11 protein-coding genes are annotated in these 14,124 nt (G+C 43.5%); 5 read left to right on the forward strand and 6 right to left on the reverse strand.

Going from position 1 to position 14,124, the window contains the following annotated elements; all coding sequences use genetic code 11:
* Positions 1-401 precede the first annotated feature (401 nt).
* Positions 402-1,733, forward strand: coding sequence for a carbohydrate porin (locus AB4351_RS16680; protein ID WP_017070688.1), 1,332 nt, complete (start codon positions 402-404; stop codon positions 1,731-1,733).
* A 279-nt stretch (positions 1,734-2,012) separates the two neighbouring features.
* On the opposite strand, the gene AB4351_RS16685 is transcribed toward AB4351_RS16680, so the two are convergent.
* Positions 2,013-2,891: a helix-turn-helix domain-containing protein gene (locus AB4351_RS16685; protein WP_372126622.1), complete on the reverse strand. Its 879-nt coding sequence runs from the start codon at positions 2,889-2,891 to the stop codon at positions 2,013-2,015.
* Positions 2,892-3,033: 142 nt separating this feature from the next.
* Here AB4351_RS16685 and AB4351_RS16690 point away from each other — a divergent pair, with 142 nt between their 5' ends.
* Positions 3,034-5,847, forward strand: a complete 2,814-nt coding sequence (locus AB4351_RS16690) for a glycoside hydrolase family 3 C-terminal domain-containing protein (protein WP_372126624.1) — start codon at positions 3,034-3,036, stop codon at positions 5,845-5,847.
* A gap of 88 nt (positions 5,848-5,935) precedes the next feature.
* On the opposite strand, the gene AB4351_RS16695 is transcribed toward AB4351_RS16690, so the two are convergent.
* From AB4351_RS16695 to AB4351_RS16715, 5 genes are all read right to left on the reverse strand, one after another.
* Positions 5,936-6,841 carry a MalM family protein gene (locus AB4351_RS16695; protein WP_061038885.1) on the reverse strand — a complete coding sequence of 302 codons (906 nt, stop codon included), beginning with the start codon at positions 6,839-6,841 and terminating at the stop codon, positions 5,936-5,938.
* Between the two features lie 176 nt (positions 6,842-7,017).
* Complete coding sequence (locus tag AB4351_RS16700; RefSeq protein WP_372126626.1) at positions 7,018-7,755, reverse strand: dienelactone hydrolase family protein; 738 nt, start codon at positions 7,753-7,755, stop codon at positions 7,018-7,020.
* 215 nt (positions 7,756-7,970) lie between these two features.
* On the reverse strand, positions 7,971-8,906 hold the full coding sequence (locus AB4351_RS16705) for a pyridoxal-phosphate dependent enzyme (RefSeq protein ID WP_372126628.1): 936 nt from the start codon (positions 8,904-8,906) through the stop codon (positions 7,971-7,973).
* A gap of 127 nt (positions 8,907-9,033) precedes the next feature.
* Positions 9,034-10,332: a sensor histidine kinase gene (locus AB4351_RS16710; RefSeq protein ID WP_372126629.1), complete on the reverse strand. Its 1,299-nt coding sequence runs from the start codon at positions 10,330-10,332 to the stop codon at positions 9,034-9,036.
* A complete protein-coding gene (locus tag AB4351_RS16715) occupies positions 10,329-11,006 on the reverse strand; it encodes a response regulator transcription factor (protein WP_029224595.1) in 678 nt (225 codons plus the stop codon). The genes AB4351_RS16710 and AB4351_RS16715 overlap by 4 nt, the downstream gene beginning before the upstream one ends.
* Positions 11,007-11,131: 125 nt before the next feature.
* On the opposite strand from AB4351_RS16715, the gene AB4351_RS16720 reads away from it, so the two are divergent.
* From AB4351_RS16720 to AB4351_RS16730, 3 genes are read left to right on the forward strand one after another with little or no spacing between them, the layout of a single operon-like run.
* Positions 11,132-12,151: a glycosyltransferase gene (locus AB4351_RS16720; protein ID WP_372126631.1), complete on the forward strand. Its 1,020-nt coding sequence runs from the start codon at positions 11,132-11,134 to the stop codon at positions 12,149-12,151.
* Positions 12,148-13,635, forward strand: a complete 1,488-nt coding sequence (locus AB4351_RS16725; RefSeq protein ID WP_372126633.1) for an ArnT family glycosyltransferase — start codon at positions 12,148-12,150, stop codon at positions 13,633-13,635. Before AB4351_RS16720 ends, AB4351_RS16725 begins: the two co-directional genes overlap by 4 nt.
* The gene (locus AB4351_RS16730; protein WP_102427837.1) at positions 13,622-14,086 is read left to right on the forward strand and encodes a GtrA family protein; all 465 of its coding nucleotides are present in this window, start codon (positions 13,622-13,624) and stop codon (positions 14,084-14,086) included. Before AB4351_RS16725 ends, AB4351_RS16730 begins: the two co-directional genes overlap by 14 nt.
* Positions 14,087-14,124 lie beyond the last annotated feature (38 nt).

Below are 14,124 nucleotides of genomic sequence, written 5' to 3' on the forward strand. Positions count from 1 at the left end.
GGCCTCCTCCTACTCGATTTGACGATTATTTGAGGAAGGCAATCGACGATGTATTCCGAAACAGGTTCTGAGTGATTGAACGGAGCAATTCGTCCTTAATATGTAAACAGTGACATTTTTCTTGGTTCCATGATTGTTCAAACAAAATACTTAACATCTTTATTTTTGTGACTCACGCATAAGAAAGCGCTTTCTTTGGTGGGGTTGATCACGGTTTATATTCACGAGATCGATTTATACTCTTTCCATACCAACTGAGCGGTTAGAGCCAATAAGATTAAGAGTGCATAGTGAATGTGGGCTTAGATTTGATCTTCTTTAAATCTGTTCGATTGGTTTTTTTAAGAAAAACAAAGAAAGCGCTTTCTTTTTGAAAGTATAATTTGGAACATGGAGTTATTATGAAACTTTCTAAGCTTACCCTTGCTTGTTTAGTCGCTACTGCTGGCTTGTCTACTGTACCTGCTGTACATGCCGAAAAATCGGATGGATTTGAATTTCACGGTTATTTCCGTGCTGGTGTTCTATTCAGTGAAAATGATGATTTTAAACGAGCAAAGTTCCCAGCATCTAAAGAGCGTTTAGGTCGATTGGGTGTTGAGTCGGATAGCCACTTTGAAGTTGCACTGCAGAAAAATTTTGAGAATGACGGTGGTCAGAAAATTCGAATCAAAACACGAGCAGCAGCCAACAATGCGGAATATGCAACCAACCAACTTGGTGCCAATGCCGATGCAACCAACAGCGAAATTGGTATGGCAGAAACTTTTGTCGAGTTTGAAGGTGTATCTGAAACCGGTGTTGTATGGGGTGGTAAGCGCTTTTATGGTAAAGATAATTACATCTTTATGACCGACTTTTTCTACACGGATATGTCAGGTACTGGTGTTGGTATTGAAGGTGTTGAGCTAGGTGGTAATAAGTGGGACTTTGCTTATATTGCAAGCGATGACTCTGGCGATACAAGTTTCTGGGGTGACAGCAACAACATCATGCATGCACTTCATGCTGGCGTGAACTTTGGCAGTGTTGAGCTTCACGCTATGGCTAAGTATATGCCAGACAATATGGTCGATTTAGGTTTTGGTAATGGCCCAGAAGCATTCGCTGAGAATGGCTATGAAATGACGGCAATTGTTCACACTGAGTCTGTCTTTGGGTTGTCAGATAAAGGTTTTACAAAATACATCGCGCAGGCTGGTAAAGGCTTAGGTTCAGGTAACCTTTTAGGCGGTACTCTTACGACTTACAACACGTACAAGCCTGGTAGCGACTATCAAAGTTGGTTAACGACAGGCACGGGCTGTGGTACGTCTTGTTTGAAGGCTGTTGATGAAAACGATGTATCGCTACGTGCTTTAGCATGGGGTGGGTACTTTTTTGAAAATGGTGTGAATATTTTCCACTCTCTTCAAACCCAGTACAACGATTTTGACAATGGTGACACAGACGGCTGGGTATCAGCAATGGTGCGACCAACGTTCCCAATTTCAGAAAACTTCTTTATCGCTACCGAAGCTGGTTACATGTACAACTACGAAGACCGTAATGGTGAGTCAAAGAATTCTTATGATTACAAGCTAACAGTAGCACCGACTCTAGTTGTGCACTCTGGCTTCGGTCCATCTCCAGAAATTCGCTTCATGGCATCTTACCTTGATGGTGAAATGCAAGATGGTACGGGTAAAGAGGGCGACTTTGTTGTAGGTATTCAAGCTGACATGTGGTGGTAGAATTTTTTACCTTCGGGTCTTAAGTGATATCGAGCATACCGGGGGAGTGGTATGACGGCCTTGCCTTTAGGGCGGGCAAGGTTCTCGATATCCTATTTATTGCAATAGTTGAGCTCTTTCCTAGCAGCACAAAGAGTTTCATTTTTATTGCTATGAGTCTTCCATATTTGAGTTTCGTTTCAAATGTGTTCTTGCCAAAGATACTCATCGACCGCTTCGAAAGGAGCGGTTTTTTTATGTGTGACATATCTAATCTTTTAAGGTTTAAGGGGGAAAGGGTTATGAGTTATGGGAAGAATGTTGCTTTCTAAATTCGCGAGGGCTGCATCCATTTTGGGCCTTAAAACATTTGGAGAAATAGTTGCTGTCAGAAAAGCCGCAAGACTCAGCAATGTGTTGGATGCTTTTGTTGTCGTTTAATAATAAGGATGCCGAGTGTCGAATTTGAAGGTCTTTGACGTATTGGTTTGGGGATGTATTTAAAAACTGCCTGAATAACCTTTCTAGTTGCCGCTTGCTGATATAGGCCGCTTGCGCAATGGTTTCTGTATCTAATCCTACTTCTTTGTAATGACGGTCAATATGTGCGAGAGCACGGCTCAATGCCAGGGTTGTTCTTGGTAAGCTATGGGTCTGTTCTTGATATCGCCGAGCAAGTTCTATCGCAAGTTGCTGCATTGTGCTCGTCAATATGATTTCAAACCCCTGTTCTGCGTTGTCGTATTCCGATTTGATTTGTTGTAGAAGTCCATTGATTCGTTTCAACTGAGAAAGTGATAACGTAAGCTTTGCTTGATATTCAGATGCTTGTCGAGCAATTGGTTCTACCTTGAAAAGCGCTTGATAACCTGGCATTTGACGCATTGAAGGGACCTCAAAAAAAGGCAATGCCGTATCAAACATCAAGTTTACAATCTTCAGTTTATTTACTTCACAAAATCCATGTTCAATATCCCCATTAATAACAAATACATCTCCTGTACTTAAAGGGTAAGAGTGGCTAGCTACCGTATGCTTTCCACTACCACTCACAACTAAGAAAAGTTCAGAAAAGTCATGGCTATGTACGTCAAAGTCGAAATCGTGATGACCATCGACATAGGCAAATTTTATCTGAGGATATCTCTGATGACTTTGGAGTCTAAACTTGGTTTTCATGTCGCTATTTTACCTATTTCTGTCGCTTATTTGGTAGTTAAACGCCGTGGTTAAGATTACTATTTTTTGAACAAAGACAATATTAACTTTTAGAGCGAGAGGTCAAATTTTTGCTCTAAGTAAAAAAATAGTAGGACTTTAAATGAATACTGTGGAAATTCTCGAAGCACAGAAGCAGCTTGCACCCATAAGTCGACAAGCGGCTACTGAGGGCATTGTGCTACTAAAAAATAGTGATTCAATATTGCCATTGCAGGCTAGTGATACGGTGTCTCTTTTTGGTCGCTGTCAGATTGATACCTACCGAAGTGGCACTGGATCTGGTGGAGCTGTGAATGTCCCTTATTCCGTTAATGCATTACAGGGCTTGTATGAGAATCCAAACATCAATCTTAATCTCAGTTTGGTGGAGGTATACAAACGTTGGGTCAAGGACAACCCGTTCAATGACGGAGGAGGTGGTTGGGCAGCAGAACCTTGGTTTCAAGATGAAATGCCTCTTTCAAATTCAGTTGTGATGGATGCCGTTGCCAAATCTAACAAAGCCGTTATTTTTATCGGTCGAACGGCGGGTGAAGATCAAGATAATGCACAGCAGCAAGGCAGTTACAATTTAACCGCGCTAGAAATACAAATGTTGGAGAAAGTGACAGAATATTTTGATGATGTCATTGTGATACTGAACGTGACCAACATAATCGATATGTCATGGACAAGTTCACTTAAAGGTTCTGCTGCGATTAAGGCTGTTCTGTATAGTTGGGCCGCAGGTATGGAAGGTGGGCATGCTTTAGCTGATGTTTTATCAGGTGATGTTAGCCCGAGTGGACGTTTGACCGACACTATTGCGCACTCTTTATCTGATTATCCTTCCAGCGCTAGCTTCGGAAATAAAGAGCGTAATCTGTACCAAGAAGATATCTATGTCGGGTATCGGTATTTTGAAACTTTCAATCCTAAAGCTGTTCAATTTGAGTTTGGTTTTGGGCTGTCCTACACCCGCTTTTCCAATCAATTAAATGCGCTAACGATTCTTGGTTCTGGCTCTGAACAAGAGTTGGTCTTCGATATTGAAGTTAAAAACATAGGCGAGAAATACAGTGGTAAGGATGTGGTTCAACTGTATGTTGAATCGCCTCAAGGTCACCTTGGTAAGCCTTCACGAGCACTGATCGGTTTTGTGAAAACACCGACCTTGGACCCGCAAGATACGGTGTGTTTGACTATTTCATGTCCTCTATCTTCCTTCGCATCATTTGATGACTCCGGTAAAACGGGACACCCAAATAGTTACGTACTTGAAGCTGGAGAATATCACTTTTATCTAGGAGGAAGTGTTCGCCAGGCAAAGCTTGTTAGTGAGAGCGTTAAAATAGAAGAGCTGTTAGTTGTTGAGCAATTAACGGAAGCACTTGCTCCTGTCACCGGATTTAGTAGGTTGATCCCAAAAGGCAACGAGGAAAATGGTGTTTACAGTTGCGATTACGAATCTGTGCCGCTGCGAACTATTGATTTGAGTAAACGTATTCTGAGTGAGCTTCCAAGCTCTATTCCTCTTGGTGAAGATACGGGCATTCGTTTACTGGATGTTAAGCAGGGGCGAGCGAACATTGACGAATTTATCTCGCAAATGACCGTAAAGCAGTTAGCGACAATTGTTCGTGGGGAAGGTATGTGCAGCCCTAAGGTGACGCCAGGTACTGCTGCTGCTTTTGGGGGTGTTTCGCCGAGCTTATTTGATTTAGGTATCCCTGTCGTTGCAGCTGCTGATGGTCCGTCTGGTATCCGAATGGACAGCGGACATAAAGCATCTCAAGTCCCAATTGGTACATTATTAGGCTGTACATGGAACCCAGAACTGAATGAGAAACTATTTCATTTAGTGGGGAAAGAGATGCAAGCCAATCATATTGATACGTTGCTTGGTCCTGGGATTAACATCCACCGCCACCCTTTGAATGGTCGAAATTTTGAGTATTTCTCAGAAGATCCATTTCTCTCAGGGGTAATAGCTGCATCTCAAACTCTTGGTCTTAAAGCTGCAGGAGTATCTGGCACAATCAAGCATTTGGTGGCGAATGATCAAGAAACGTCACGGTTTGATGTTGATAGTGTTATATCTCAAAGAGCACTTCGTGAGATTCATCTGAAGCCTTTTGAAATAGCGGTAAAACAAGGAGGAGCTTCGAGTGTTATGACCTCCTACAACCCTATTAATGGTCACTGGGCTGCATCCAATTACGACCTCAATACTACGATTCTTCGTGGGGAGTGGGGTTATAAAGGGATAGTGATGACGGATTGGTGGGCAAAAATGAATGACCCAATCAAAGGTGGCTCTGAAAGTCGAAGTTACACATCCTTTATGCTTCGCTCTCAAAATGATCTTTATATGGTTGTTGAGCATGATGGTGCGGAAAATAACGTGTCGAATGACGATACGTTACAGGCGCTTGAAAACGGAACGTTGAGCTTAGGGGAGTTGCAACGAAGCGCGATGAATATTTGTCGTTTTATTATGGACTCTCCAGCAATGGGTCGCCCATTAGTCGCTTTTGATCCAGTTAAGAGCTTTGAGGCGACCCAAAATCTTAATAAACAACAGAGTAAAACTGATGGAGACTTTTGCTCTCTGACGGCAGAGCAACATGCAATAGTATTACCACTTAATATCAGAGAAAACCGTAGCATTGTTTTGGAAGTTAAACAGGCTGGTGTGTATCGATGTGCAGGTATTGTTAACTACGATAGTGGCACTTTGGCTCAATCTGCGTGTAGTTTAAGTCTCAATAACGTGTACGCGATGTCTCTATCAGTGAATGGTACTAATGGCGAGACAGTTTCAGTTGAGGGGCTCTCCGTTAAGCTTGATAAAGGCTTTTATTCTTTGGATATTGAATTCATCAAATTAGGCTTAGAATTGGAGCAATTAGTATTTTCGTTTATGCCTGAATAGGGCTAAGGGATAACAGTCGTTTATTTAACTCTCGTTGCTCAAAAAAGAGGTAAAGTGAGAGAAAATAAACGACTACTTTGAGGTTGAGTTATTGTGCTTTTTGATATTGCTTCATCGCGTCAACAAAGGAGTTTCGCATCCCTTCGATTCCTAATCGCTCAGATTCTTCAACGTAAGTCAGTGCTGCACTAAAATCTCCAGATGAAACCGAGTTTTCTATAAGAGTTTGATAAACCTCTTTCTTATTCAGTGTATTTTCCGTTAATAAATCTGATTGGGCTACGGTTGATTCTGGAATAATTTGTTGAACTCGCTTTTGACGGTTTTGTTCTTCAACAACGGTGGTTACCGCTGTGAATTTAAAATCAAAGGAGACTTTCCCGATTGCAGAATGAGGGATGGCGTAGTCCGTGTTATGAGCGATGTTTGCCTGGATATCACCAGAACGTATCGCCATATCACTTGGTTTTTCGACAGGAGTTGTTTCCGCGAGTGCTTCGCTGGTTGTGAATACGACCAAGTAAGCAGGAGCCTCGCCGTTTAAGTAACGTTCTTGCAGTTCGATTTGCGCGCCATATTGTGCACCATCAAGCAGGCTAAGTGGTTGGTACTTAATACTTTCATTGCCAATGACATCTAGCGGCTGGTAATTTTTGTCTAAGACTAAAAGTGACGGAACGAATGCTGAATAACTAGCATTTGAAGTCACTGAAAAACGAATAGCATCTAGTGTTGCAGGAAGCTTTAGCCCTCCAGCAAAGGATCGGCCCGATTTGAACTCGATCTTAGGGCTTGCTGTGGTGATCGAAACAGATGTTTCTTCTGGGTTCGTAACGCTTTGATATTGAATTGTACTCAGGTTTTCACAGCAGTTTTCGTTGTTCTGTAGTGACTCTAGCCCCGGAGAAGTTTTGTGGTAGCTAACCGGTGACTCTGTCACTGTTGAACAGGCGCTTAGTGCGAATACCGCTGGTAGAATTGCTAAATATTTCATAATTTCTCACAGTTAAAAAAGCATATCTGATTCAGAGTGCCTGATTGATAATAGAGACACACTACAAGAAAGCGCTTTCTTTTTGAGTGACGAACACCAAATTTAAAGAAATACTCGCTAATAATTAGTACGAATTAGGTAACAGGCTGCCGTTGGGCTGTTACCTAGATTGAAAGTTAACGAGATACCGAACTTAACAACTGAGTAAAGCGTTGCCATGATTTTTGGTCAGCTTCATGTTGATAGTTATTCGATCCGAATACTGTGAAGGCGTGTGGCGCACCACTATAAGTGATCATCTCATGCGGAACTTTGGTTGATTCAAGTTGAGCGGCGAGGCTTCCAAAGTCGTGCATTGAAATCATGGCATCAGCCGTGCCGTGGAACACGACTACGGGAGCTTTAGTCTGCGAGTAGTCTTGACCTTTTGGTGTTGATAAACCGCCATGGAAGGTAACATAAGCTTTCGATGGGATACCCGCACGAGCGGCTTCTAAAACGGCTGCGCCACCAAAACAGTAACCCATCATCACGTTGTTATCTAAGTTGCCGCCAAGTCTTTTCGCTTCCATGGCACCAGCGTTGAGCAACGTACGCATTTTTTCTCTGTCTTTATACAGCTCGCCTGTATGTTGCTTTTTATCTTTCACTTCCGTAGGGCGAATGCCTTTACCAAATAGGTCGATGGCGAACACGTTGTAACCGAGTTCGTTGAGCATCTCAGAACGTTTCTTTTCGTAATCAGTTAAGCCATCCCAATCGTGAATTAGCAGCACCAAAGGCGCTTGGTCACTGGCCTCACTCCAATAACCTTCGTAATCCATACCATCGACTTGGTAAGTGATGTTTTCTCCTGAAATCGCAGAGAAGGGCAGTAAAACTGAAAACAGGCCGAGCGTAGTGATTGTTCGCATGCGTGATTCCTTTCGATGACAATTGACGTTCCAATCGAAAGTATAGATAACGCGATGATTCTCGCCAGATTTCTGTTTTTAACTTGAAATGTATGGCAGGGATAGCAGGAGGCTATTGCTGATGAATAGCCATCGAGAGGGAGTACGATGGCTGTTTTGTGATGTTCTCAGCTTACCAAAACTTGAATAGCTAAACTGGGGAATAAAGAAAACAATTACCAAGATGCGTTGGTTTTGGTTTTGCTAATGCTCATCTCTGGATACTTACGCTGATAGCGTGGCAACATCGATTCATTGCCTAAGATGCCGCCTTGATGGATATAGATGATGGTTTTGGTTGGGTTGTCTTCTTGCCATCGCTCTAGGCATTGCCACATCAATGGGTCGTAGAGTAGGTCGAATTCAATATCCGTTTGTTCTTGTAGACCCAACCAGGTTTGATAGTCCTGTTGATACAACTTACCAAAGTGGTGTTTGGTTTTGAGCGGTAAGATCTGTGGGTGATCGGATTCGCCAAGTTCATTGAATTGCTGCGTTAAATAGTCGCTGCCGCCAACACACGCACAGGTTAACACTGGGATGTTGTGCACTTTTAAATGCTTATGCAGATATAGAGCCGTACTGCCGGTGCCTGCTGGTAGTGCGACCACGAAATCGTGTTTGTTTTCGAAACGCGTCCAGCTGAGTATTTCCATCGCCAGTTGCTTCACGCCGTATTCAGAAAGCTGAGAGCGTCCACCTTCAGGCAATACAATGCACTGAGAATCTGGCTGTCTTATTTGCTCAATATACTCCTGAGGATGAAGCTCAGAGCCCGTCTCTTTGACTGAAATAACCTTGGCGCCCAAGTCTATAGCTCCACGGTAATTGCCGATTGGACGTTCTTTTAGCCATTGAGGAAGGTGGTCAACGTAAAACTCAAGCGTCCAGCCTTTAATTTTTGCAAGTGCGGCTAGCGAGAACAATGAGTTGGCTTGAGCGGAACCATAGCTTATTAGGGTGGTAGTGCTTGGGTGCTCGTCTTCCAGTAGCTTCATGAACTTTCTGGCTTTGTTGCCGCAAAAGTGGGAATGAAGCTGATCGTCACGCTTCAAGAAAAAGGTGTGGTCGTTGTATTGATGTTGAGTTATAGGGCTATTATTTAGTTTCATCGCACTTAGACAAAACGCTGACTAAGAAGCCAGCATTTTTAGTTCAAATAGGACTAACAAGTATCTAGTAGCCTGCAAGTGCTGTAAACCAACTAAATCAAGTTTTCGTTCGATATTGAGCCTCGAACTATGAATTCATTTGCTCTGAGATTGATGCGGATATATCGGTTTGAAAGGTGATTTTAGCGGTACATCCACCACAGCTGCGATTGACCAATTCAAAGCCCCACTGGAAGCGTTGACACAAGTCCTCGACAATCAATAAACCTAATCCATGACCATTCGGATTGTATTGTTCCTGAAGGCCTTCACCTTGGTCTTCAATCACAATACTCTGTTCGGACAGGGTAACCGTGACAGTGCCACTATTGGTCGCTGCAATGGCATTCCTCAATAAATTGCCGACCAACATATTCATGATCGCGCTGGTGGCTTGAATGGTCGGCTCTGATTGAATGTGTAAGGATATCTCGACTTGCTTCTCATCCGCCTGTAATGAATTCTTGGAAACGATAGCTTCTAACTCTTGCTGACTAAACAAGCGCAGCGGTGCATCGTCACTGTTTCTTTCATAACGAACTAAACCAAGCAGTGCATCGACCATTTCAGACATTTGAACAATGGCTTCATCAATACGTTCAACCTGACGAGATTGAAATTCGGTTGTTTCGCTTCTCAGTAACAGTTTGTTGGCACCACGAGCAACAGTCAACGGAGTTCTTAATTCATGACTTGAATAACGAGCAAACGCCTGTTCACGTTTGATCAAGGAATTGATTTCTCTACGGTATTGATTGAGTTGGTCTGTTAACTGACGAAACTCAACAGCTGCACCTTCACTGACATCAAACTCTTCATTAAGGTTGAGCTTATTCGACTCAAGCTGTTCAGAAAGAGAGTTGAAGGGCTCAATCAGTCTCTTAGATAGGCGATAGAGCAACGCACCAAAGCCAAAAATCAAGATAGAAAGCAGTGTGAGTACAAAGGTGGTCGCGTACATGAGTTCAGAAACATCCAACTCAACAAGGTCTATCTCGGAAAGCAGGATAATTGGAAAGGTTTCTCCTTCGTCAGTGTATTCTCCCACATACACCATACGAGATTCTGGTTCTTCGCCGACTTCACCAATGAAGCTCTCTTTATCTTTAATAAATTTGTAATATTCGGCAGGAATGAATGAAGGATCGTTATAGGCGATTGTCAAATCATCTATTCTTAACTCACCACTTTCTCCTGCTTGAAATAACCTTACCGCATAATCTCGGTCAATCAGGATGCGTCTTTCACCGACCCGATCTTCTGACATGTAAAGCGCGGCAACAAAAACGACATAGACGAATGCAGATACAATCACGGCCATCAACCCAAAGAAAAGCGCTAGGCGGCCTGTGAGGGTTTTGGTGCTTGTCAGAACATTTGAAATCAATTCGATGGCTCCAGACGGAATCCAACTTTAGGAACGGTAATCAACATCGGGGTGTCAAAAGGTTTGTCGAGTTGATTACGCAGTTGATAGATATGGCTACGTAACACATCGTTGTTGGGCTCGTCTTCTTGCCATAGCTTGTAGGAAATATCTTCACGAGTCACTACTTCAGGTGCTTTTTGGCACAGCATCTCAAGTATGGTGTAAGTGGTTGGGTTAAGCGCGAGCAGTTTGTCTTTACGGTAGGCTTTACGGGTTTTTTGATCAATGGTGAGTTCATCAAACTGAAGCTTAGAAGAAGCCACTTTTCCTCGGTAACGACGAACAAGCGCTTTCATTCTGGCTTCCAAAATATCCAAATCAAAAGGTTTGGTTAGATAGTCATCGGCACCATGCTCAAACCCTTTCAACATATCATCGCGGCTATCTAACGCGGTAAGCATTAGAATAGGCGTTGCGTTGCCTTGGTCTCGCAGTTTATTACAAACCGTGAGGCCGTCCATTCTTGGCAACATCAGATCCAATATGATGATATCAAATGAGTTTTCCAACGCGAGTTGCAGGCCGAGTTCGCCGTTGTCCGCATAATCGAGTTCCATGCCAATACACTCAAAATAATCAAATAAGACACCTGCGATTTCACGGTTATCTTCGACTAATAGAACTCGTTTCATTTTGATTCTCATACAGAAATAGACGGTAACATTATCCTGAGTGAGCGTGAAAAATATGTTAATAACATAACTTTCACTTATGGGAGGGTAGATTGGATTCAGATTAAAAAATAGAAGAACGTATTATGTCTGAACTTCATATAAGCCGCCCCAAGATATCTACATCGCAGATCAACCCTGCGGTTTCTCTGTCTATCATTGTGCCTTTTTACGATGAACAAGAGGTATTGGAAGAGTTCCACTCTCGCCTTACCAAGGTGCTTGATAGCTTGCCCATCAAGAGTGAAATCGTTTATGTCGATGACGGTAGCAAAGACAGCAGCTTGGAGTTGGTGAGTTCATTCACTTCAATCAACAGCTCAATCTCGGTGATTGGTTTAAGCCGTAACTTTGGTAAAGAGTCAGCCATGAGTGCTGGCCTTGAGCATTGCCGAGGACAAGCGGTGATCTTGTTAGACGCAGACCTGCAAGATCCGCCGGAGCTGATCCCACAAATGGTTGCCAAGTGGCGCGAAGGCTATGACGTTGTGAATATGCAGCGCAGCCAGCGTGATGGTGAAACGTGGTTTAAGAAGTTTTCAGCGGCGAGCTTTTACAAAGTCATGAATGTGGCTGCGAAAATCGATGTTCCTGAAAATGTCGGTGATTTCCGACTGTTAAGCCGAGAGGTTGTCGACCATATCAACCAACTGCCTGAACGTAACCGTTACATGAAAGGCATCTTTTCATGGCCAGGTTTTAGACAAGCAACGATTCAGTTTAAGCGCGATGCTCGCTTCTGTGGCGAGACGAAATGGAACTACCTGAAACTCATCGGATTGGCGATGGATGGCATCACATCATTTTCTATCCGCCCACTGCGTATTGCGACGGCCGTTGGTGGATTAGTGGCGCTTACCGCTTTTGTGTATGGCGTCTTCATCGTGTTCAAAACCATGATGTTTGGTGAGCCTATTACTGGCTACCCATCCATGATGGTGGTTCAACTTGCCCTTGGCGGCATTCAACTTCTGAGTATTGGTTTAATGGGGGAATACATAGGTCGTATTTTCATTGAAACCAAGAACCGCCCTTTGTATCTGATTCAATCGGTGGTCGATACCCCAGCATTAAAAACACATTTTAAATTAGAGGAGTCAGCATGAGCCTGAACCGAACGCACCTATGGTATTTGTTGGCTTTTGCATTGGTTCTAAGGCTCTTATCTCTGGCGACATACCCTTTAATGGATACTACGGAAGCGCGCTATGGAGAAATGGCTCGCTTGATGGTAGAAACCGGCAATTGGTTAACCCCTCAATTTGATTACGGCATCCCTTTCTGGGGTAAACCACCGTTGTTCACATGGATGAGTGCGGCTGGGATTGAGCTGTTTGGTTTGAGTGAGTTTGCTGTGCGTGCACCTCACTGGCTAGCAGGTTTTGCGACGATTCTGTTGGTTGCATACATGGCTAAGCGTACCGGACAAAGTGCCTTGGTGGCGGCTGTGGTATTGGCGACATGTGGGATTTTCTCTATTGCGGCGGGTGCTGTGATGACCGACATGGCGTTAACGTTAGCGATGACCATTGCCATGTTAGGTTTTTACCTATGTTGGTTAGGAGGAGAGAGTTGTAAGGGAGAGGGCAATGCTGAGACTAATCGGTCTTGGGGTTATGTTGGTTTCATTGGTTTAGCACTAGGCTTGCTTGCAAAAGGGCCGGTAGCGATTGTGATCATGGGTATCGCTGTTTTCCCTTGGTTAGTATTGCAACATGGCTTCTTTGGCGCTTTCAAAGTGTTATGGCAACGCTTTCCACTGTTGTCTGGCTTAGGTGTGATGCTGGCGATTGCCTTGCCTTGGTACATCATGGCTGAAATGGCAACACCGGGTTTTATTGATTACTTTATTGTTGGCGAGCACTTTAAGCGTTTTGTTGTGAGTGGCTGGGAGGGCGATTTATACGGTTCTGCCCATGACCAAGCAAGAGGCATGATCTGGTTGTTTTGGCTTCAAGCAGCTGCACCGTGGTCGATTGTGTTGCCTATTTTGACTTTCGCCCGTCGTAAGAAAATCGCAGAAGTTAACGCTGAACATAGTGGATTGTTTTCATTCCTCGTGTGTTGGTTGGTCTCTCCTCTGATTCTTTTAACCATGGCGGGTAATATTCTTCCTGCCTATGTGTTGCCAGGCATTCCTGCCCTTGGCTTGTTGGTGGCAATGCTTGTAGTAGAAAAAGATAAGAAGTGGTTCTCGAGTGTGGCTTTAGTGCTACCTGTGTTGCTAATGATTGCAATGGTCTACCTCAACTTAGGCAAAGCGAATGAGAAAAGTGACCGTATTATCTTCGAACAGATTACGGATGAAGCGCCGAGCTTTTATGTCGGTAAACGACCGTTCTCCGGGCAGTTTTACAGTCATGGACAAGCGAAAAAGTTACTCGATGTTGAACAGTTAGATGGTATCGACAAGTTCTATCTGATTGGTAAAAGAGCGGAAGTAGAAACCAAGATTAAAGACAACGCGTTAACCTGTATTTTAGAACCGACGGTGAAGATCAAGCGCGCTCTATTTAGTTGTCATAGCCAAAATATCAAACCAAATCTATCGTTGAGCTATATTCGAAGTGATGGCGATGTTCAATTTTAACTCGTCATCGAGACTGTTTAGCCACAAGTTCGACGCGCTAAACAAAAAACTACAACCTCACCATAAGATGATTAAATTCGCTATGGTGGGGGCGGGTGGCTTTGTTGTCGATTGTGCCGTGTTTGCATTGCTGCATTACGTTATTGGGCTGCCTTTGATGAGTGCTCGAATTGGCTCTTTCATCGTTTCAGCAACGACAACCTGGTTTGGAAATCGAGTGTTGACCTTTGAATTCAAAGGGCAGGGGAATTGGTCCGAAAAGCTGATTCAATGGCAAAAGTTCATGTTCTCTGCATCAATATCGGCGATACCTAATTTGCTGTGCTTTAAGTTGATGACTGAATTGCTGCCTGCATTTACTGGGGCAGTGTTTATCGCAATGGCGGTTGGCATCTTGGTGGGCATGGTCAGTAACTATTTGCTTAGTCAGTATTGGGTGTTTGCTCGTTAGGCTATCTTGTAACAGACACAAAAAAGCGCAGCTAAATA

The sequence above is a fragment of the Vibrio sp. 10N.261.51.F11 genome (assembly GCF_041471665.1).
Classification (GTDB): Bacteria; Pseudomonadota; Gammaproteobacteria; order Enterobacterales; family Vibrionaceae; genus Vibrio; species Vibrio crassostreae_C.